The 19,270-nt window shown below is 53.1% G+C and carries 19 protein-coding genes; 16 read left to right on the forward strand and 3 right to left on the reverse strand.

The window, feature by feature from the left end:
* Positions 1 to 56: 56 nt before the first annotated feature.
* Positions 57 to 509: a hypothetical protein gene (locus QUE75_RS01600; RefSeq protein WP_286253219.1), complete on the reverse strand. Its 453-nt coding sequence runs from the start codon at positions 507 to 509 to the stop codon at positions 57 to 59.
* A 90-nt stretch (positions 510 to 599) separates the two neighbouring features.
* Between QUE75_RS01600 and QUE75_RS01605 the strand changes: the two genes are divergently transcribed.
* The 4 genes from QUE75_RS01605 (at position 600) to QUE75_RS01620 (ending at position 2,981) form a co-directional block, all read left to right on the forward strand.
* Positions 600 to 728 (forward strand): hypothetical protein, encoded by a 129-nt coding sequence (locus QUE75_RS01605; protein WP_286253221.1) that lies wholly within the window; start codon positions 600 to 602, stop codon positions 726 to 728.
* Positions 729 to 901: 173 nt separating this feature from the next.
* A complete protein-coding gene (locus QUE75_RS01610; protein WP_286253223.1) occupies positions 902 to 1,768 on the forward strand; it encodes an MBL fold metallo-hydrolase in 867 nt (288 codons plus the stop codon).
* 27 nt (positions 1,769 to 1,795) lie between these two features.
* Positions 1,796 to 2,221 (forward strand): TIGR01244 family sulfur transferase, encoded by a 426-nt coding sequence (locus tag QUE75_RS01615; RefSeq protein WP_286253225.1) that lies wholly within the window; start codon positions 1,796 to 1,798, stop codon positions 2,219 to 2,221.
* 133 nt (positions 2,222 to 2,354) lie between these two features.
* Positions 2,355 to 2,981, forward strand: a complete 627-nt coding sequence (locus tag QUE75_RS01620) for a peroxiredoxin (protein WP_286253227.1) — start codon at positions 2,355 to 2,357, stop codon at positions 2,979 to 2,981.
* Between the two features lie 56 nt (positions 2,982 to 3,037).
* On the opposite strand, the gene QUE75_RS01625 is transcribed toward QUE75_RS01620, so the two are convergent.
* Positions 3,038 to 4,141 carry a PilT/PilU family type 4a pilus ATPase gene (locus QUE75_RS01625; RefSeq protein ID WP_286253229.1) on the reverse strand — a complete coding sequence of 368 codons (1,104 nt, stop codon included), beginning with the start codon at positions 4,139 to 4,141 and terminating at the stop codon, positions 3,038 to 3,040.
* Between the two features lie 236 nt (positions 4,142 to 4,377).
* On the opposite strand from QUE75_RS01625, the gene QUE75_RS01630 reads away from it, so the two are divergent.
* Positions 4,378 to 4,809 carry an EAL domain-containing protein gene (locus tag QUE75_RS01630; protein ID WP_138436939.1) on the forward strand — a complete coding sequence of 144 codons (432 nt, stop codon included), beginning with the start codon at positions 4,378 to 4,380 and terminating at the stop codon, positions 4,807 to 4,809.
* A gap of 93 nt (positions 4,810 to 4,902) precedes the next feature.
* Here QUE75_RS01630 and QUE75_RS01635 read toward each other — a convergent pair whose 3' ends face one another.
* The gene (locus tag QUE75_RS01635) at positions 4,903 to 5,814 is read right to left on the reverse strand and encodes a LysR substrate-binding domain-containing protein (protein ID WP_138436938.1); all 912 of its coding nucleotides are present in this window, start codon (positions 5,812 to 5,814) and stop codon (positions 4,903 to 4,905) included.
* 155 nt (positions 5,815 to 5,969) lie between these two features.
* Between QUE75_RS01635 and QUE75_RS01640 the strand changes: the two genes are divergently transcribed.
* The 11 genes from QUE75_RS01640 to QUE75_RS01690 all read left to right on the forward strand — a co-directional run bounded on the left by QUE75_RS01640 (position 5,970) and on the right by QUE75_RS01690 (position 19,260).
* A complete protein-coding gene (locus tag QUE75_RS01640; protein WP_286253233.1) occupies positions 5,970 to 6,734 on the forward strand; it encodes an SDR family NAD(P)-dependent oxidoreductase in 765 nt (254 codons plus the stop codon).
* A gap of 10 nt (positions 6,735 to 6,744) precedes the next feature.
* The gene (locus QUE75_RS01645) at positions 6,745 to 7,158 is read left to right on the forward strand and encodes a tautomerase family protein (RefSeq protein WP_138436936.1); all 414 of its coding nucleotides are present in this window, start codon (positions 6,745 to 6,747) and stop codon (positions 7,156 to 7,158) included.
* A gap of 82 nt (positions 7,159 to 7,240) precedes the next feature.
* On the forward strand, positions 7,241 to 8,641 hold the full coding sequence (locus tag QUE75_RS01650) for a methyl-accepting chemotaxis protein (protein WP_286253239.1): 1,401 nt from the start codon (positions 7,241 to 7,243) through the stop codon (positions 8,639 to 8,641).
* Between the two features lie 191 nt (positions 8,642 to 8,832).
* Positions 8,833 to 10,524: a DUF1302 domain-containing protein gene (locus QUE75_RS01655; RefSeq protein WP_286253241.1), complete on the forward strand. Its 1,692-nt coding sequence runs from the start codon at positions 8,833 to 8,835 to the stop codon at positions 10,522 to 10,524.
* Positions 10,525 to 10,560: 36 nt separating this feature from the next.
* Positions 10,561 to 11,913 carry a DUF1329 domain-containing protein gene (locus QUE75_RS01660; protein ID WP_286253243.1) on the forward strand — a complete coding sequence of 451 codons (1,353 nt, stop codon included), beginning with the start codon at positions 10,561 to 10,563 and terminating at the stop codon, positions 11,911 to 11,913.
* Between the two features lie 79 nt (positions 11,914 to 11,992).
* The gene (locus tag QUE75_RS01665; protein ID WP_286253244.1) at positions 11,993 to 13,090 is read left to right on the forward strand and encodes a WD40/YVTN/BNR-like repeat-containing protein; all 1,098 of its coding nucleotides are present in this window, start codon (positions 11,993 to 11,995) and stop codon (positions 13,088 to 13,090) included.
* Positions 13,091 to 13,100: 10 nt separating this feature from the next.
* Positions 13,101 to 15,497: an efflux RND transporter permease subunit gene (locus QUE75_RS01670; protein ID WP_286253247.1), complete on the forward strand. Its 2,397-nt coding sequence runs from the start codon at positions 13,101 to 13,103 to the stop codon at positions 15,495 to 15,497.
* A 129-nt stretch (positions 15,498 to 15,626) separates the two neighbouring features.
* Positions 15,627 to 17,306, forward strand: a complete 1,680-nt coding sequence (locus QUE75_RS01675; protein ID WP_286253249.1) for a sigma-54-dependent Fis family transcriptional regulator — start codon at positions 15,627 to 15,629, stop codon at positions 17,304 to 17,306.
* A 351-nt stretch (positions 17,307 to 17,657) separates the two neighbouring features.
* The gene (locus tag QUE75_RS01680; protein ID WP_138436929.1) at positions 17,658 to 17,945 is read left to right on the forward strand and encodes a phenol hydroxylase subunit; all 288 of its coding nucleotides are present in this window, start codon (positions 17,658 to 17,660) and stop codon (positions 17,943 to 17,945) included.
* Between the two features lie 46 nt (positions 17,946 to 17,991).
* Positions 17,992 to 18,984 (forward strand): ferritin family protein, encoded by a 993-nt coding sequence (locus QUE75_RS01685; protein ID WP_286253253.1) that lies wholly within the window; start codon positions 17,992 to 17,994, stop codon positions 18,982 to 18,984.
* A gap of 9 nt (positions 18,985 to 18,993) precedes the next feature.
* On the forward strand, positions 18,994 to 19,260 hold the full coding sequence (locus tag QUE75_RS01690; protein WP_138436927.1) for an MmoB/DmpM family protein: 267 nt from the start codon (positions 18,994 to 18,996) through the stop codon (positions 19,258 to 19,260).
* Positions 19,261 to 19,270: the final 10 nt, after the last annotated feature.

Here is a 19,270-nt window from a genome sequence, read left to right on the forward strand (position 1 = left end):
CTGAAACGCCAGCCCTGGGGCTGGCGTTGTCGCTATAACTTGGCTACCCGATCACCTCAGAAGGTGAAAGTGCGCATTTTGCGATCCAGCATCTGGTCGGCCATTTGCGGCGGCATCGCGACACCAACACCGTCAATCAGGTCGTCTTTGTTGTTGTCGCTGTTCGGCAAGTAGAGAGCACAAACACTGGCGGTGCCACCCGCTTTCAGCAATCCACGCAGCATTTGGCCGGGCGTTACGTTGCGCGGCGCCAGAGCTTCACCCTCATAGGATTTCAGGGCCAGGTCTCCGGCCTCATCACACAGCAGCACGTTAACCTTGGTGCCTTTCTCCGCCATGGTATTGGCCAGCACCATGGCCATGCCCTGGGTCTGGAGGGAGTCGCTGGACAGAATCACCAGAACTTCTTCTACGGCGCTGCCTTTGTTTCCGTGGTTAGCGGCCATCGCGTGCATCGGTGCCAGTGTAACCAGAACGGCCAGGGTGAAAAGCTTGAGAATATTTGTCATTGGTTGGGCTCCTTGAGTGAGGTTGTCACTTACCAATATAGAGCGGCGTTGGGGGCGAGTTCAGTGACATTGTCACTGTCGGGCGAAAGAGTGAGATGCAAATTCAGGGTAGTGCCCGGATTATCCGCCCACGTCTACATGGCCACCATGGGCACGACGGTGACCAGTCATATCAAGCCCATGATCACCGGTTACGAAGATCTTGAGGAGCGGCACTAGCCGCTCCCCCCCCCTCCCCATTATTCATTGATTGCTATCGAAAATAGCTGGCCGATTATCTTCCCCTATAATCGATATAGAAATACATATTGCTAATAGGTATATCGTTATTCCTTGTTGTGTGGTTTAGTGGTCAACGAGTGATTCACACCATTTACGAGGAGGAAACGACTATGCAACAGCCAATAGTCACCCACTTCTTCGACGAAGCGACCAATACCTTCAGCTACGTCGTGAAAGATCCGGGCAGTGATGCCTGTGCCATTATCGATTCGGTGCTTGATTTCGATTACGCCGCTGGCCGTACCGATGTTCGCTCAGCCGACGAGATCGTGCGTTATGTCCAGGACAACGGCCTGGTGGTGGAATGGATTCTGGAAACCCATGTCCACGCGGACCACCTCTCGGCAGCGCCGTATCTGCAGGAGCGGCTTGGCGGTAAGACCGGTATCGGCGCGCGCATCATTGAGGTTCAGGAAATCTTTGGTAAGGCCTTCAATGCCGGTACCGAGTTTGCCCGGGACGGCAGCCAGTTCGGACAGTTGTTCGAAGAAGGTGACCGTTTCCGGATAGGCACGCTTGAGGGTTATGTGCTTCACACCCCCGGCCACACACCGGCCTGCCTGACCTATGTCATCGGCGACGCTGCGTTTGTCGGGGACACCCTGTTTGCCCCGGATTCCGGCACGGCCCGGTGTGATTTCCCGGGGGGAGACGCCAAGGTGCTCTATCAATCAGTGCAGAAGGTGCTGGCACTGCCGGTCGAGACCCGCATTTTCCTGTGCCACGACTACAAAGCCCCGGGCCGGGATGAGTATCAGCATCAGACCACGGTCGCTGAACAGCGGGCACGCAATATCCACGTTCGCGAGGGTATGGCGGAAGAGGAGTTTGTGCGCCTGAGAACCGAGCGGGATGCCACCCTGGATATGCCGAGGCTGATTCTGCCTTCGGTGCAAGTGAACATGCGCGCCGGAGAAATGCCTGAGGCGGATCAAAACGGTCAAGTTTATCTGAAAGTACCGGTCAACCGGTTTTGAGCAGGTTGACCCAGAGGAGAGCAAGTAATGAAAGTGCATTTTGTTGAACCCGGATTTGCGATTTCGGACGAGATTACCCTTGAAGATTTCGAGAGCGTTCGCCAGCAGGGTTTCAAAGCGGTGATTTGCAACCGGCGGGTGGGCGAAGAAGGCTACGAAAGTGAGGATGTTTTTCGTGAGTCGGCGGAGCGCGCGGGGTTGCAATGGTTCTGTGTGCCGGTGGCCTCTGGCGAGTACACCGCCGCCGATGTCGAAGCGTTCGGCAAGGCGCTGGATGCGGCGCCGACACCAATCCTGGGCTTCTGCAGGACCGGCCGGCGAGCGGTGCATATGTGGGCCCAGAGCCGCGCCCAGAATCCGCAATGCAACATCCCGATGTTGCTTAAGGCCGCGCACGAAGCAGGGCACGACCCGCAATCCATCCGTGATTTGCTGGATAAGGAGGCAGGATGATCAAGCCATCGATCATTTGCTTAAAACTAATATAGCTATAGATATATTGAAATTGATATAACGAAAGGACTCGCTTACTCTGAACTTGCTGTTAACAAAACCACTGATGTGAAACCCCGACAGGAGAAATGACATGACAATTCGACTCGGCGAAACCGCCCCGGATTTCAACGTAGACACCACCAAAGGCCAAATGAGCTTCCACGAGTGGGCTGGTGATTCCTGGGTGTTCTTCTTCAGCCACCCGGCTGATTTCACCCCGGTATGTACCACTGAAATGGGCCGTACTGCCCAGCTGGCGCAAGAGTTCGCAGCCCGCAACGTCAAGCCTCTGGGTCTGTCTACCGATTCGGTAGAAGAGCACCTGAAGTGGATCGACGACGTCAACGACACCCAGAGCTGTGATCTGCAGTTCCCGATCGTTGCCGACGAAGACTTCAAGATTGCTCAGCTGTACGAAATGATTCACCCGGGCGAGAGCGAAACCGCCGCTGTGCGCAGCGTGTTCATCATCGACCCGAACAAGAAAGTGCGCCTGACCATGACCTACCCGATGGCGGTTGGTCGTAACTTCGACGAGATCCTTCGCGCCATCGATGCCCTGCAATTTGCGGATGCCAACAAGTGTGCGATGCCTGCCGACTGGCGTAAGGGTGGTGAGGTGATCATTCCGCCGTCAATCGACAACGAAAAGGCCAAGGAGATGTTCCCGCAGGGCTGGAGCGAACTGCGTCCTTACCTGAGAATGACCAAGATCTGATCAGGTCTCCGGTCCAGAAAACGCCCCGTCAATCGGGGCGTTTTTCGTTGTTAGACTCAGCTTTCGTCAATGCTCAGCAGGTCGCTGGGCGATTGTAGGCCGCCGCTGGCCAGGCGAATCTTGACTTCCAGGTTGTGCCTGGAGTTGGCGTTGTTGAGAGCCTCTTCCCGGGTAATCTTACCCGCGTTGTAGAGCTCGAGAATGGCCTGATCGAAGGTTTTCATTCCGTGCTCGCCGCCCCGGGTCATAATGTCCGCGATGCCATCAATTTCGCCCTTGGAGATCAGGTCCCGAATGTAGGGGCTGGCAAGCATCACTTCCACGGCGACCACTCGTTTGCTGTCTTTACCCTTCAGCAGACGTTGGGCCACCACCGCTTTCAAGTGCATGCTCATATCCATGAACAGCTCCTTGTGGGCGTGCTCGGGAAAGAAGTTCACAATCCGGCGCATGGTATGGTCCACGTTGCTGGCGTGCAGGGTTGAGATGCACAGGTGGCCGGTTTCCGCATAGGTAAGGGCGTGTTTTATAGTGTCCCGGTCGCGGATCTCACCGATCATGATCACATCGGGCGCTTCCCGCATGGCCCGGCGCAACGCTTCGTTATAGGAGCGGGTGTCTACCCCCACCTCCCGCTGGTTAACCACACTTTTCCTGTGGTTGTGGGTGTATTCAATGGGGTCTTCCACCGTCAGAATATGACCAGACTGGTTGCCGTTACGGTGGTCAATCATCGAGGCCAGGGTGGTGGATTTGCCGGAGCCCGTGGAGCCAACCACCAGTATCAATCCGCGAGGTTCCAGGATCAGCTGTTTCAGCACCGATGGCAGGCCAAGACTCTCAATGGAGGGAATGTCGTTGCGCAGATGGCGCACCACCATGCTGACTTCTCCGCGCTGCCAGAACACATTCACCCGGAAGCGCCCAACCTCGTTCACCCCGACCGCCATGTCCAGTTCCAGGTTCTTCTCGAACTCGGCCCGCTGCTTGTCGTTCATCACCGAATAGGCCAGTTGCCGGACCGCGCCAGAGGCCAGGGAGTTCTGGGTGATCGGGCCGGTTTTGCCCTCGACCTTCATCATCACCGGTGAACCGGTAGAAAAGAACAGGTCAGAGGCGCCCTTGTCGGCCATGACTTTCAGGTAGGCGGGCAGTTCCATGAAGACTCCTTAGGGTTACGGAAACAGCGTGTGCGGGGAATAAAGCCTACAGGCACCGCAACTATCAACTATAGTAGAGTGGCTTCGGTTTCAGGAAGGGACACGATCAAAAGCCCCGTCGACCGATACCATGGTCGCAGTATCTTCATCGAGCCAATCACTACGAAACACCGGATGACTGAAACAGACTCCCAGGTTGTACCGCAAGACCAACCACGAGAGCGCCAGGTTCTGGCGTGGGCTTTACTGAGCAGGTAGCAACGATTCTCAGGCGGACTGGCGCCCCGCCCGGGCTACTGAAACTGGAAGTGACTGAAAGCCTGTTGATGGACGATCCGGAACGGATTTCTGCAGCAATGAACGACCTGAAACAACTGGGTGTGCGCTTCTCGCTAAATGATTTCGGCGCCGGATACTCATCACTGAGCTATCTCAAACGACTTTCGTTGGACCAGATCAAGATTGATCAGTCGTTCGTTCGTGACCTGACCACCAATCCGGCCAGCGCCGCGATTGTGGATTCCATCATCGGGTTGTCTCAGGGCCTTGGCCTTGAGGTCATCGCCGAAGGCGTGGAAACTGAGGCCCAGCGGGACTGGCTGGTGGCGCATGGTTGTGACCATTTCCAGGGGTATCTTTTCGGGAAGCCGGGGCCGCTGTTTTTGTAAGTCACGTTAGAAGAATGGCGGCTCTTAAAATCGTATATATCTAGGTGGTCACAATGCTGCCGGCACCATTCGAAGAAGTGGTGTAGTGATGGCTCATGAATCAAACTTTGATTCTTCTTCGCGCTTGAATCTATCCAAAGTGTCCAGAAAAGATGCTAGTAATCGAGAGTTGTCGTTTGCTCGATATATACAGGATAGATCAATGGTTGAATTCTCCGGCATATCTGAGATCTCCCTGTAAACAACTCCCGGTATTGAAAGCGTAGCTCCCGATTTGGAAACCAGGCATACCCCAAAACCACTTGCGACTAAGGCAACCCCCGTGACGACATCGCCAACCTCTTGTGTTATTTCAGGGGTAAACCCTGCCGAGTAGCATAACGACATAACTTTATCGACAAAGTTGGGGCGTCCGCTCGAAGAAAAGAGCACCATGGGATGGTCTGCCAGTTCTCGAAAGTGGATCGAAGGCTGTCTTGCTAACTGGCTGTTCTCATTAACAGCTAGCAGAAGTGGCTCCTTTTGAACGAGTACACTGTCTATGTCAGGTACGGGCTTCAGCATGCGATTGAACCCAAGGCTGATTCGATGCTGTCTAAGAGCCTGGATTTGTTCCTCTTTTTCCATTGTATGGAGAACCACTCGTACCTCCGGAAAGTCTCGCTTGAAGCGCAGCAGCAAGCGCGGAATGGTGTCGAGAACGCCGGACCCAAAAACGGCAATATCCAGCCTTCCAAGCCTTCCTTGACTGGCTCGCTGCGTTTTTTCTGAGGCCTGCTGTACGAGAGAGAAGATGTTCCGTGCTTCCTGGGCCAGCAAGACGCCGGCCTCAGTCAATTCCATACCTTTTGGCGTCCGGTTAAAAAGCTGTACGGCCAATTCCTGCTCAAGCTGGTGAATCTGTCTCGTTAATGGCGGCTGGGAGATATGTAATTGGGCTGCAGCACGACCAAGGTTTCCTTCCTCGGCAACGGCAAGAAAATAACGCAGTTTGCGAAGATCCATGGGGTTACCCTTTCAGTTGATACGATTTAGGTATTGGGGGGTCTATCAAATGGTATTAGACGGTATCTTTTGGCCTTCCTAAACTCAAGTCAATTCGGCTCATGGATATCCCAGTTTATGTCGATGGGCTCAGACATAAAAACAAAAGGAACGTTATGCAAACTCCAACATTGGTGGGCCAGACTGCGATAGTCGTTGGTGCTACAGGTGTCTTTGGCCAGGTCATTGCAGCCAGTTTGCTGTCCAAGGGGATGGATGTGTTGGCGGTTGCCCGTGACCAGTCGGCACTCCGGTCATTGGCAGAAGAAATGCCTGGCCTTCGTACCTGCCCTGCGGATATCGCGTCGGATGATTCGGTTGCGGTCATCAGGCAATCTTTGTCGGGGCCGGTGAAGGCCCTGATTCATGGCCCGGGTGTTGGTGTCGCTGGAGGTATTCTCAATGCTGATATTGGGGTGGTGCTAGAGGCCGTCAACATAAAGGTCGGGGGAATCCTTCGCTTGGTTAGGGCTGCTGAAGCCCATCTTTTTGATGGCTCCCGGATCATTGCCATCGGCGGGCACTATGGGCTTGAACCCACGGCATATGCTGCGTCTGCGGGTGTTGCTAACGCAGCATTGGTTAATGTGGTTCGGCAGCTAAGCCTGGGATACGGCATGCGTGGCATTACGGCACACACCATAGCGCCTGGTCCAGCGGACACAGAGCGCTTACGGTCGGTCGCAACGGCCCGAGCCCAGAGAGATAGTCTCGAAGTAGAAGACGTGCTCGAACAGATGCGCTTAGAGTCTTCTACCGGGTCGTTTACTACGCCTGATCAGGTTGCCTGGGCGGTATCAACGCTTTTGGCTGACGAAGCCAGGGCTATGACCGGTTCTACAATGATGCTGGACTCGGGGCGTCGCCGCGGTCTGCCATAGGGAGTAAATAATGCCTGTAGCCAAGTTTTATGTGTGGGGCTCTGAGCCCAACAACGATTCCGTCAGAGAATTCCTGGATCGAGCCTCTGATGTCTATGCCAATGTTCTTGAATGTCCGAAAGAGCGTGTGCGCGTGATCTTTATACCGTGCAGTCAGGATATGGTTGCCGTGGAAGGCAATGTTCCGGGGGCTGCATCGGTGTTTTTTGAGTTTATTGTGCTGCAGGGTCGGTCATTGACGCAGCGACAACAGATTGCCAAAGGCTTCTGCGGTCTGATTGAGGATGTCTTGGGCCTAGATCTTCAGCGGGTGCGGGGGCGATGCATTCCAGTGGCGCCAGAGGATTGGTGCATTGGTGGAGAGTTTGCCGATAGCCTGCGAAAAACGGAAATTGAATCCAGAAAGAATCAACTTAAGCGTTGATGCTCCCACGTGACCATAGGAAGGCCTGTTTAACCATGGATGGTGTTTTTATTCTTGGTTCACCCGTAACCTGAGGTGGCTGATGCTGATGTTGGCATTATTTTTCGGGACGGTTGTTGTTACTGTCTTCGCTTATCTGGTCTGGCGCCGAGAGCGAAAAGCGCTCGCCTATCTCGATGAACTGCTTGGCCATTTTTTGCCGGAGAATTCGGTAAAGGTCAGAGGGCTACCCGAAAAAGTTGAACAACTCTCTTCCATCTTGCAAGAGAAAATTCAGGCGGCAGGAAATATCCATTCGCTCTCCAGGGAGTTGACTGTCTCAACCGGCACCTTGGTATCTGGGTTTACGACGGTAGTTGCCTCCAGTCATCGTCAATCCGCTCGAGCTCAGGACGATATCGCAGCATTCGAATCCATTGCCTCTGAAATTCAGCAGGTCGCCGATTCTGCGAAAGATGGGTGCGGAGCGATGTTAAAGGTGTGTGCCGATGCAGAAAGTGGTGAGACAAAGGTTGCCCAGGTTAGAGATCTGGTCGTTCAGTTGACTGCTTCGGTGGTGCGATCGGAAAAGCAGTTCCACGAGGTTCAGGGCCATCTCACCAATATTGGCGGTATCGTTACACTGATTGAGACCATCTCAAGCCAGACCAATCTGCTTGCGCTGAATGCCGCAATTGAAGCTGCACGGGCGGGGGAGGCCGGCCGGGGGTTTGCCGTTGTGGCTGATGAAGTTCGGCAGTTGGCTGCAAGAACCTCAGAGGCAACGACTAACGTCAGCGAAATTATTGAGGCTGCCAATCGTTCGATTGTTTCACTTCAGGCGGAGTTGCGGGAGACCTCAAGTTCGTCGGAACTAGCTGTCGCAGGAGCGCAGGATGCCAATAACGCACTTGAGGCAATTGTTCTCGAGTCCCGAAGGGTTTCTCAAAAAGTTGAACTGATGTCTGAGCAGGCATTGCAGCAGGCGGAAGCTTCAGTAGGGGTGGCGAACGCAGGAGGTCTGATACGAGAATTGGCGAGTGATATTGACTCCAAGGTTCAGCATTGCAATCGGGACCTCCGACAGCTGATGTTGAAGCTGGTGAATATGCAAGACTTGGTGAATCACCTTGACGTGAGTGCCGGACCAGAACTGTTGATCCTTGATTCCGTGGAAGAGATTCGGGGCCACAACATCATGGTGGTCAATTCGAACACGCCAGAAATGGCGAGCCCTCATATTGAACGAATTCTTGAATTGGATAGGGTTGTAGATCAACAGCTTGGCCTCTGCGTTACAAGAAGCGATCAGCCGGTGTCCTATCATTCAACGATTAAAGAGCTGGAGGCCGCACTGTCTGACTATAGAAGTGCCCGTAACGAAGTCTTTGAGTGGGCTCGAGCTGGTGATTTTGCCAGTGTCAGAGAAACTGGGGTTCCCAAAGTGCGGCCCGCCTATCAGCGGGTTCGTGAAGCCTGCGAGCAATTGCTGACCGCCGCTTAACCAGTAATCGAAGCGTCTTGCCCGTGCTCCGGTCCGTACAGCGTTTTTGTTTGGATACCCAAAAGGTATGGCTGTTCCTATCAGATAGTATTGGAAGGTAATCGAACCGGCGCTTACCTTTAACTCAGTGGAGGTCCGCTCAAGCTGCTTCCCATACAAAAACAACTACTCCCCTGCATGAGGAGAATTGAATGCTAAACAAAAATAATGGCTTATGTCCTAAGCAATCACGTTCGAAACTAGCCGCAGCCATTCTCAATACGACCATTTTTGCCGGGCTGGCGGTAAGCACAACTGCCACAGCCATGGTGATCGAAACAGGTAATCGGGACCTCCGTATGAGTCTTGATACCACGGTTAAATACAGTGCCGCCTGGCGAGTCAGCGATCAGGATTCAAGTGTCGCAGACAACAGTATTGGTGTTCAGGCAAACACCAACGATGGCGACCTGAATTTCGACAAGGGATTGATTTCTAACCGGTTGGATCTTTTGTCCGAATTCAACCTGAACTACAAACGTCGGTACGGGCTCAGGGTGAGTGGTGCGGCCTGGTACGACTCGGTCTATAACACCGGCCATGACAACCCCGGCGAGCTGGGCGGAGCGCTCTACAACTCTCGCTCTGTCGACACTGATGAATTCACACGTGCCACCGAGAAGTTACATGGCCGCAAAGGCGAGCTGTTGGATGCCTTTGTGTTCGGGAACTTCTATCTGGACCAAAAGAGCCTGAACCTGAAGGCTGGTCGCTTTACCCAGCTGTATGGGGAGAGTTTGTTCTTCGGTTCTAACGGTATTGCCGCAGCCCAAACGTCTCTGGATCTGGTGAAGGGTTTGTCCGTTCCGAACTCCCGCTTCCAGGAAATACTTCGCCCGGTAAACCAGTTGGCAGCACAGTTGCAGCTGTCTCCGGCGGTTTCTGTAGGTGCTTACTACCAGTTTGAGTGGGAGAAGACTCGGCTTCCGGGCGCTGGCAGTTATTTCAGTTTCGCCGACTTCGCTGATGATGGTGGCGAGACCATCATTCTGGGGCCAGGCCAATCTGTTTATCGTGGAGATGATCAGAGCGCAAGTGATAGCGGCCAGTTTGGTGCGCAGTTGAAAGTCCGTGCTGGTGACTATGACTTTGGCTTATACGCCGCGCAGTTTCACGACAAGATGCCTCAGTTCTACGTGCGACCGGGCGTAAACGTGCAAGACGGCAGCATAGGCGATTATGTGCTCACCTATGCGGAAGACATCAAAACCGTTGGTGCCAGTGTCAGTACCTTAATCGCTGACGCAAACGTGTCTGCCGAAGCGTCAATCCGTGATGACATGCCGCTGGTTGCCTCTGGTAATACCGTTATACTGCCCGGCGATACTGTTTCTGATAACAGCAATAATCCGGCTTATCCGGTTGGCAGAACCTTTCACGCAAACCTGTCAGTTGTAAATGTGTTCAATGAGAGCCCCATTTGGGATGGCGCAACATTGCTGGCGGAGGTGGCGTTTAATCGTCGTTTGAGCATAAAGGAAAATGCAGATCAGTTAGATCCGAGTGCTACCCGAGATGCAACGGCTTTACAGTTTCTCTTCACTCCTGAGTATTTTCAGGTTTCGCCGGGCTTAGACTTGCGAACCCCCGTTGGCGTCAGTTACGGCGTTGATGGTCGCTCTTCTGTGAACGGGGCTCTATTCCCCTCAGAGCACGGCGGTACCCTGAGCCTTGGTGTTGTTGCGGACTACCAGAGAACCTGGCAAGCGAGCCTCAACTACAACCATTACTACGGCGCATCGGGCTCCATCATCAAGTACGACACAGCGGCTCCCGAACTTTCCTACAAGAACTTTCATGGTGACAGAGACTTTGTCTCGCTTTCCGTGCAGCGCACTTTTTGATGGTCGCAAACGCGAATCTGTAATTAGGAGTTTGTCATGAAGAAAAACAATATTGCACTTGTTATCGCCTCAGTGATCGCATTGAACGCCGGATATGTTCACTCCGCGGTATCGTCTGATGAGGCTGAACGTTTGAAATCAGACCTCACCCCGGTTGGAGCCGAGCGGGCCGGAAACGCTGACGGAACCATTCCTGAATGGACCGGTGGTATTACGGAGGCGCTGCCGGGGAAGCACTTGGGGGATATCCCTGCTTCACTGTTTTCAGATGAAGAACCGCTGTACAAGGTAACCAGGCAAAATATGGGAGAGTATGAGCACCTGTTATCTGAAGGAGTAAAGGCGCTACTCGAAAAATACCCGGACACGTTCTTCCTCAATGTTTATCCAACGCATCGAACTGCGGCGCATCCCCAGTCTGTCTATGACAACGCTTTTGCGAACGCGACAAGGTGTGAGGCTGTGGCCGGGGGATACTCCCTTGAGGGGTGTGCTGGCGGCACCCCGTTCCCGATCCCACAGTCCGGTGTGGAGGTGATGTGGAACTTTCTCCTCAGAACAGAGGCGCCTTCCATCGAATACACGTTTAGAAATATTGTGGGTAACTCGGATGGTTCGCACACCTTGGCAACCCGGAACGAAATCTCCTTTCAGTATCCACAGTTTTATGAAGGGGTAACTCCTGACTCCTGGAGCGGGGAATACGCGATGTTCCGGTTCAATACTCTGGCGCCTCCCTTCAAGGCGGGTGAGTCGTTGGTGATCCGGGATAGCATCAGTCAGCAAAACGCCCGTCAGGCCTGGCAGTATCTGGTGGGCCAGCGTCGTGTTCGCCAGGCCCCAACCGTTTCATATGACACGCCGGATTTTGTGGCATCAGGTGCGAACTACTTTGATGAAGTTCAGGGCTTCTTTGGATCCCTTGACCGCTTTGATTGGCGTTTGGTCGGTAAAAGGGAAATGTTGATTCCCTACAATAACAACAACTTCATCGGTGCCAGCATTGATGACGCCTACATGAATTACCATGCCAATCCCGACCTGGTGCGCTGGGAGTTGCACCGCGTTTGGGAAGTTGAAGCAACGGTTGCCCAAGGCAAGCGACATGCTGTGCCGAAGAGGACCTATTTCCTTGATGAAGATAGCTGGCTGATTGCTTTAGTGGATGGCTATGATTCTGAGGGGAATCTCTGGCGGGCATCTATGACAACGCCGTTTGTCGTTCCCGATATTCCGGCGAAAGCCATGAAAACCACGCTGGTATTCAACCTTCAGGCGAACACGATGAGTATCGTTCAGGCCTTGCAGGAGGAATATCTGGATGTGGTTCCTGTCAAGCCTGAAACCTACTTTACCGGTGACGCTGTTGCGGCTGAAGCAATGCGTTGATGTTTGGGGCAGGTATCCGTCCGCGGTGCCTGCCCCAGCGTAATCCCGGTTTAACAGGCTCGTTTCAGGTGTTCACGTCATGAAGAATACAAACCTCTCCCTGAAGTTCTCGGCAGCATCGCTTGTGGTGCTGCTGATCTTGATTTCCCTTTCGTTCGCTCCGCGAGTTTATGCAGGTAACGGAGTGTTGCCAGACTACACAGAGCTGCCAGCCATGCTGTCGAAGGATGCGAGGCATTCTGTGCAGTTGGGTCTCGCAAAAGCTGGAGATCGCTTGGTGTCAGTTGGCGAGCAAGGCATTGTTTTGCTGTCAGACGATCACGGTGAAACCTGGCGCCAGTCCGCGGGCGTTCCTGTGAGTGTGACCTTGACACAGGTGGCCTTTGTTTCCGATCTGGAAGGCTGGGCTGTTGGGCACTCCGGAGTGATTCTGAAAACGGATTCTGCGGGTGATCAATGGGTCAGAGTGATGACTGGCAATGACCTGGTGGAGATGATCAAGTCCGACGTGGCAGGGGCATCTGAGGATGATCCTGAGGCTCAGGCGCTAAAGCGCAACGCTTCCTATCTGAATGGTACCGAACCTGTTCTGGATCTCTACTTCAATGACGTTGGTGAGGGCTGGTTATTGGGCGGTTATGGCATTGCGCTGCGCACACGCGATTTGGGCAAATCGTGGCAATCTGCTTTTACTGCGATCAATAACCCGAACTCCTCTCATTTGTACAAGTTTGTGCCGTCCTCCGAGGCCGGCGATTTGATCGTTGGCGAACGTGGTTTTGTAGCTTCGTTTTCCGAGGCTAGCCAAACCTTTGAGCCCATACCCATTGATTATCAGGGGACGTTTTTTGGCGGTGTGGCGCTCAGTGATGGCGGTTACTTGTTGCACGGTCTGCGCGGAAATATCTGGACCGGAAATGCAGAAGGGTGGGCGCGGGTTAACTCCAGTACCGAGTCCTCGTTCAATGCGTCCCTATCAACACCCCGGGGCGTTGTGCTGGGCGATGTTTCCGGTCGCCTGTTTCTGTTTTCGGAGAAAGACAACAGCCTTCGAGAGTTTGTCGAATCCTCGGACGCTGCCATCACCGACATGACCCTGAACTCCCGTGGCGAATTGGTGGTGGCGACGGGCCGGGGGCTGAAGCTTCTTGGCCTTGATAATGCTGAGTTCAAGTGAGTTAAAGACTATGAGCGCCAATAAACAACAAGTAGATAACATTCGTAGCCTCGAAGATTTTGATACCAGGTCGGGCAGTGTTGTGGAGCGTGCGCTCTTCAATAACCGTGCGATTGTGGTGATTTTGTGTTTGCTGGCCACCGCCTTTTTGGGTCTGCAGGCGCGCGACATCACGATGAGTGCGGCCTTTCAGAAGATGATTCCGACCAACCACCCATTCATCATCAACTATCAGGAACACCGAAGTGAGCTGGCGGGCAGCGAGAACTCCATCAGGATTGCGGTGGAGACCACCCAGGGCAATATCTTTGATAGAGAGTACCTGGAAACATTGCGGCAGTTGAGTGAAGAGTTGTTTTTGCTGCCTGGGGTTGATCGCCCCTTTATGAAGCACCTGTGGGCGCCTGCTGTGCGATGGTCTGGTGTCACAGAGGTCGGCCTGGATGGCGGGCCGGTCATTCCAGACGATTATGACGGCTCTTCGCAAAGTCTCGAGCAGATTCGTGAGAATGTTGAACGTTCGGGTGAGATTGGCCAGTTGGTTGCGGAGGATTACCGGTCGACGATTATTTTTGTTCCGCTACAGGAGCTCAATAATGTTACGGGTGAAACGATTGACTACCATGACCTCGGTTTACGTTTGGAGTCATTGAGAGCTAAATACGAATCGGACGACATCAATATATACATCACCGGCTTCGCCAAAGTGGTAGGTGATTTGATCAATGGCATGCAAGAGGTTCTTCTGTTTCTTGCGTTGACGATTGCCATTTGCGCGGTGGTTTTGTTCTTTTATACCCGATGCCTGCGCAGCACTCTGTTAGTGGTTTTGTGTTCGATGGTTGCCGTTGTGTGGCTGCTGGGATTGCTGAGAGTATTGGGCTTCGAGCTGGACCCGTACTCGATACTTGTCCCCTTCCTGGTGTTCGCCATCGGGATGAGTCACGGTGCCCAGAAAATGAACGGCATCATGCAGGATATCGGTCGTGGCACTCATAAGTTTGTTGCTGCGCGCCATACTTTTCGGCGCCTGTTTATTGCCGGACTAACCGCATTGGTGTCGGATGCCATCGGGTTTGCGGTGCTGATGGTGATTGATATTCCCGTCATACAGGATCTGGCGGTCACGGCCAGTATTGGTGTTGCCGCACTTATCTTCACTAACCTCATCTTGCTGCCGATACTTTTGTCCTACACCGGTGTGAATAGCAAAGCGGCCACCCGAAGTGTGCTGGCTGATATCGACAACCAGAACGATATCACGCACAGCAAACACCCGGTTTGGGCATTATTGGACAAATTCACCGAGCGCAAAGTGGCCGGCGTCACGATACTGGTTTTCGGTGCTCTCGGTGTCATGGGTATTGTGGTTGGCTCTAACGTGAAAATCGGTGACACCGACATCGGTGCGCCAGAGCTGCGTGCAGTTTCCAGGTACAACCTGGACAACCAGTTCATGGTTACGAACTATGCGGCAAGCAGTGACGTCTACGTTGTGATGGTCAAGACCGAACAGTATGCCTGTATTCATTATGAGACGATGAAAGGCGTTGATGCACTGGAGCGGCGCCTGCAACAGCTGCCGGGGGTTGAATCGACACAGTCATTGGCGGGCCTTACCAAAGTCGCCAATGTGGGTATGAATGAGGGTAGCCTCAAATGGTGGGGCATACCGGAAACCCAAGGTATGCTGAACGCAATCGTTACCCGTGCACCGCGTGAATTGTTTAACCAGAATTGCGATCTATTGACGGTGTTTGCGTTTCTCAAAGATCACAAGGCGGACACACTCAGCAGTGTCGTCGCGGCAACGGAAGCATTCTCTGCCGAGTACAGTACCGATAGCCTGAGATTCATTAACGCTGCCGGTAACGCCGGTATCGAGGCCGCCACCAATATCGTGGTCGAACAGGCCAACCTGCTGATGCTGGTGCTGGTTTATGCCGCTGTGATTGTTCTTGCCTTTGTCACCTTCCGATCCTGGCGGGCGGTGGTGTGCGCCGTACTTCCTCTGATGATTACCTCTGCTCTGTGCCAGGCCCTTATGGTGTGGCTGGATATCGGGATCAAGGTTGCCACACTTCCTGTAATAGCGTTGGGCGTGGGGATCGGTGTCGATTACGCGCTCTACATATTGTCAGTAACCCTGGCGCGATTGAGGGCTGGCGAGAACTTGTCAGATGCCTATTACGGTGCGCTGTTATTCACTGGCAAGGTGGTGATATTGACCGGTATAACCCTTGGAGTGGCAGTACTGACCTGGTGGTTTTCTCCCATCAAGTTTCAGGCCGATATGGGGCTGTTGCTGGCGTTTATGTTCATCTGGAACATGGTTGGTGCACTGGTTCTTTTGCCCGCCCTCGCGCGGTTTTTACTGGTGCCAAAAATGCAGCCGGTGACAAGCTGAGGCCTGCGCTGTAGATTGTTTGGTTAGAAGCGACTGAAGGGACATCGGTCTTCCTATAACAACAATGCCGGCCCCCGCTTGCCATCTCCCAAGTGGCTGACGGGGGGTGGATCTTGGCAAGGTGGGGCCATGTCGAAGAAACAACTCGTGGAACAGTTCAATCTGCGTTCGCGTCTTAAGTTCAATATTGATGAGGGTAATATCTGGCTTGACGAAAATCGGATGTTGCTCCTGCATGCGTCGGCATTCGGAGCGTTGCGGACAGAGCTTATTCAATCTCTGGGTGTACTGCGTGCCAAAGGGTTGTTGCTACGAATGGGGTTCGAGTCTGGCCAGAGAGATGCAGAACTGGCCCGAAAGCTGATTGACTCTGGTGAACCCTACGATGTGTTTCGAATTGGCCCGCTGTTGCACGCCTTTGAAGGACTGGTCAAAGCAGAAATCACGAGTGCTGAGATCGATTGGGACAAAGGTGTGTTCAATGGCGCTGTCGATTGGGAGGGCTCATGGGAGGCGGAGTCTCATATACAGACATTCGGGATTGGCGGTGAAGTGGCCTGTTGGACGTTGGCCGGATATGCATCTGGCTACGTTACCCGCTTTTTCAACAGGTTTGTTGTTTTCAGGGAGGAGCAATGTCTGTGCTGCGGGGATGACAAATGTTCAATAGTCGGCAAACCTGCAGAAGAATGGGACGATCAGGAATACGTCAAACTCTTTAAGCCCGACAATATTGACCGAGAGATTCGGGAACTTCGGGAAGAGGTGACCAATCTACGCGAATCTCTTTGCAGCAAACGGGGACGCGGGAATCTCATCGGTGAGTCGCAAGCGTTCAAAAGTGCGTTTCATCTGCTTGAGCGGGCAGCGGACAGTCCAATTAACGTGCTGCTGCTGGGCGAAACCGGCGTAGGCAAAGAAGTATTTGCTCATTGGTTACATAAGAATAGTGGCAGAGCTGAAGGTCCTTTTGTTGCACTGAACTGTTCGGCGATTCCGCACGATTTGATTGAATCTGAGCTGTTCGGTGTTCGCAAAGGTGCATATACGGGTGCCGAAGAGTCTCGGCGCGGACGGTTTGAGCGAGCGGATGGCGGTACGCTATTTCTTGATGAAGTCGGAGATCTATCTCCAGCGGCACAGGTCAAGCTGCTTAGGGTGTTGCAAACTGGTGAGCTGGAACGTTTGGGCGACGATAAAACGATCAAGGTTGATGTCCGTTTGGTGGCCGCAACCAACGTGAACCTCAATGAGGCAATCACATCCGGTAGATTCCGATCAGATTTGTACTATCGTCTCGCGACCTATCCGGTTCAGATCCCACCCTTGCGAGAGCGTAAATCCGATATCCCCTTGCTGGCAGAAGCAATGATTGCCAAGTACGCGCCTCTTTACTCAAAGAAGATCAAAGGGCTTTCTGATAAAGCTGTCCATGCGCTAATTGAATATGATTGGCCAGGCAACGTGCGCGAGCTGGAAAATCTGATAGAAAGGGGTGTGCTGCTGGCACCGAGTGGTGGTGTGTTGGAGCTGGAGCATGTCTTGATGCAAGGGGCCGCGGCAACTGTCGCCGAGGTGGCAGTGGGCAAAGCAGGTACCGTGCAGAATCCGCAAAAGGAAGGTGAACTGCGCGCGTTTGAGTCGTTACTGGATGACGGGTTTGATCTGGGGCGTCATGAACAAACCTTGATGACAATGGCCGTGGATAAGGCAGGAGGGAACCTGACCCACGCAGCGAAACTGTTGGGTATTTCGCGTCGTCAATTGGCATATCGACTAGCTAAATCATCGGAATCCTATGAAGATTAATGAAGCACTTCATTCCTCGATATTCTAAAGGCCGCACTTGCGGCCTTTTTTGATGGGGCAGCAGCTTGACCAATTTGTAAGTCCAGCCCTAGAGGTGTTCGATTTCGTAAGTCTGCGCATCCCTGATCTCCCTTCATTGTTTGTAAATATAATAAAAAACAAGTGGTTATGTGGTTGGCACGCTATCTGCTTTGTATGGTGTGTGCCCAGTCGAGCGGTGATGGGCGAGTCTGGAAATCCAGGCATCAACATACAAAAACAAGATGGCATCAATTCCTTCCGCCCTGAACACCAGGGCAAATGATGTCACCAAACATACTGGCCCTCAGGTCAGAGGTTGAGGTGAAGCACATGGCAGAAACAAACTATTCGGGCGATATCACGCCGGCAAAACTTGATACCGAGCGTCGCTATGTCCGGATCACCGGCGAGCGATCGGACGGTTTTGTCGAGTTCGATTTTGCAGTTGGTGAGCCAGAGCTGTTCGTTGAAATGATTCTCTCCCGCCCCGCTTTTGAAGAGTTTTGCGAAATGAATCAGGTGCAGACGATGGGGCCCGCTGAAGATTCCGGGCCAGAGGATCGGATGTCGGATTTCGCCTGGAACCTTCGCGATGCGACAGGAAAGCGGTTCAAGTAATTCCTGACTTCTCTCAAGACACCAAGACAGCAGAGGATAACAAAAAATGCAGATTGACCTTAGAACAGTAAGTATCGAACCGGTCAGAAAAACGTACGACCACTTGGCTCGCCGATTCGGTGACAAGCCCGCTTCGCGCTACCAGGAGGGAAGTTACGATCTACAGGCGGCTGAAAATCTTCACTATCGTCCGACTTGGGATCCTGATCAGGAACTTTACGATCCCAATCTTTCCCGTATCCGGATGAATGACTGGTATGACCTGAAAGACCCTCGCCAGTTTTATTACAGTACCTACACGCTGACTCGTTCCCGCCAGCAGGAAAATATGGAGGCGAATTTCGCCTTCGTTGAGGCTCGAGGCCTGCAAGACATGCTGTCTGATGAGCTAAAAGAGTCTGCACTGAATTTGCTCGTACCCCTGCGTCACGCAGCCTGGGGAGCGAATCAGAATAACACTCTGGTATGCGGGTATGGCTATGGCGTGGTGTTCACTCAGCCATGCATGTACCACGCAATGGATAACCTTGGTATCTCCCAGTATCTCTCCCGTCTCGGTTTGCTGCTTGGTGGCACCGATGCTCTGGAAAAAGGGAAAGACATCTGGATGAACGATCCCTCGTGGCAGTCGCTGCGTCGTTACGTTGAAGACAGCATGGTAGTGAGGGATCCGTTTGAAGTGTTCGTCCTGCAGAACGTTGTGTTGGACGGCCTGCTGTATCCGATTGTCTACGAGCGTCTTGTGGACACCTATTTTGCCTCTCAGGGTGGGCAGGCGGTGGCCATGTTGACCCAGTTCATGACTAGCTGGTTCACCGAATCCAAAAAGTGGACCACTGGGGTGCTGAAAGTGGCCGCCGCTGAGTCTCCTGAAAATGCGCAAGTTCTGTCCGAGTGGATTAACCATTGGAGTGACCGGGCGGCGTCCGCACTGCTACCGATTGTGAATTCTGTGGTGGATGAGCGGGTTGATGAAATGGTGTGTGAGGAGCTAGACGCTTTCCGAGCCCGCATCGCAAAAACCGGCATCACTTTGTAAGGAGCGATCATGTCCACCGTTTTTATTGCATTTCAAACCAACGAAGAAACGCGGCCGATCATAGAGGCCATTGAACTGGATAACCCCAACGCAACGGTTCATCAGGAGCCGGCGATGGTGAAGATAGATGCGCCGGATGAGCTGGTAATTCGCAGAGAAACTATCGAGGAACAGATTGGGCGGGAGTACGACTTGCAGGAATTGCAAGTCAACCTGATCACTATGTCTGGTCACCTCAGCGAAGACGAAGACACATTCACCTTGAGCTGGAAATAACCACGAGGAT

Source organism: Marinobacter shengliensis (genome assembly GCF_030297115.1).
Classification (GTDB): Bacteria; Pseudomonadota; Gammaproteobacteria; order Pseudomonadales; family Oleiphilaceae; genus Marinobacter; species Marinobacter shengliensis.

Excerpts from the sequence above, each read along its gene's own strand:
- QUE75_RS01600 (WP_286253219.1), bottom strand. The coding sequence starts at position 509 with ATGACAAATATTCTCAAGCTTTTCACCCTGGCCGTTCTGGTTACACTG.
- QUE75_RS01610 (WP_286253223.1), top strand. The coding sequence starts at position 902 with ATGCAACAGCCAATAGTCACCCACTTCTTCGACGAAGCGACCAATACC.
- QUE75_RS01615 (WP_286253225.1), top strand. The coding sequence starts at position 1,796 with ATGAAAGTGCATTTTGTTGAACCCGGATTTGCGATTTCGGACGAGATT.
- QUE75_RS01620 (WP_286253227.1), top strand. The coding sequence starts at position 2,355 with ATGACAATTCGACTCGGCGAAACCGCCCCGGATTTCAACGTAGACACC.
- QUE75_RS01625 (WP_286253229.1), bottom strand. The coding sequence starts at position 4,141 with ATGGAACTGCCCGCCTACCTGAAAGTCATGGCCGACAAGGGCGCCTCT.
- QUE75_RS01635 (WP_138436938.1), bottom strand. The coding sequence starts at position 5,814 with ATGGATCTTCGCAAACTGCGTTATTTTCTTGCCGTTGCCGAGGAAGGA.
- QUE75_RS01640 (WP_286253233.1), top strand. The coding sequence starts at position 5,970 with ATGCAAACTCCAACATTGGTGGGCCAGACTGCGATAGTCGTTGGTGCT.
- QUE75_RS01645 (WP_138436936.1), top strand. The coding sequence starts at position 6,745 with ATGCCTGTAGCCAAGTTTTATGTGTGGGGCTCTGAGCCCAACAACGAT.
- QUE75_RS01650 (WP_286253239.1), top strand. The coding sequence starts at position 7,241 with ATGCTGATGTTGGCATTATTTTTCGGGACGGTTGTTGTTACTGTCTTC.
- QUE75_RS01655 (WP_286253241.1), top strand. The coding sequence starts at position 8,833 with ATGCTAAACAAAAATAATGGCTTATGTCCTAAGCAATCACGTTCGAAA.
- QUE75_RS01660 (WP_286253243.1), top strand. The coding sequence starts at position 10,561 with ATGAAGAAAAACAATATTGCACTTGTTATCGCCTCAGTGATCGCATTG.
- QUE75_RS01665 (WP_286253244.1), top strand. The coding sequence starts at position 11,993 with ATGAAGAATACAAACCTCTCCCTGAAGTTCTCGGCAGCATCGCTTGTG.
- QUE75_RS01670 (WP_286253247.1), top strand. The coding sequence starts at position 13,101 with ATGAGCGCCAATAAACAACAAGTAGATAACATTCGTAGCCTCGAAGAT.
- QUE75_RS01675 (WP_286253249.1), top strand. The coding sequence starts at position 15,627 with ATGTCGAAGAAACAACTCGTGGAACAGTTCAATCTGCGTTCGCGTCTT.
- QUE75_RS01680 (WP_138436929.1), top strand. The coding sequence starts at position 17,658 with ATGGCAGAAACAAACTATTCGGGCGATATCACGCCGGCAAAACTTGAT.
- QUE75_RS01685 (WP_286253253.1), top strand. The coding sequence starts at position 17,992 with ATGCAGATTGACCTTAGAACAGTAAGTATCGAACCGGTCAGAAAAACG.
- QUE75_RS01690 (WP_138436927.1), top strand. The coding sequence starts at position 18,994 with ATGTCCACCGTTTTTATTGCATTTCAAACCAACGAAGAAACGCGGCCG.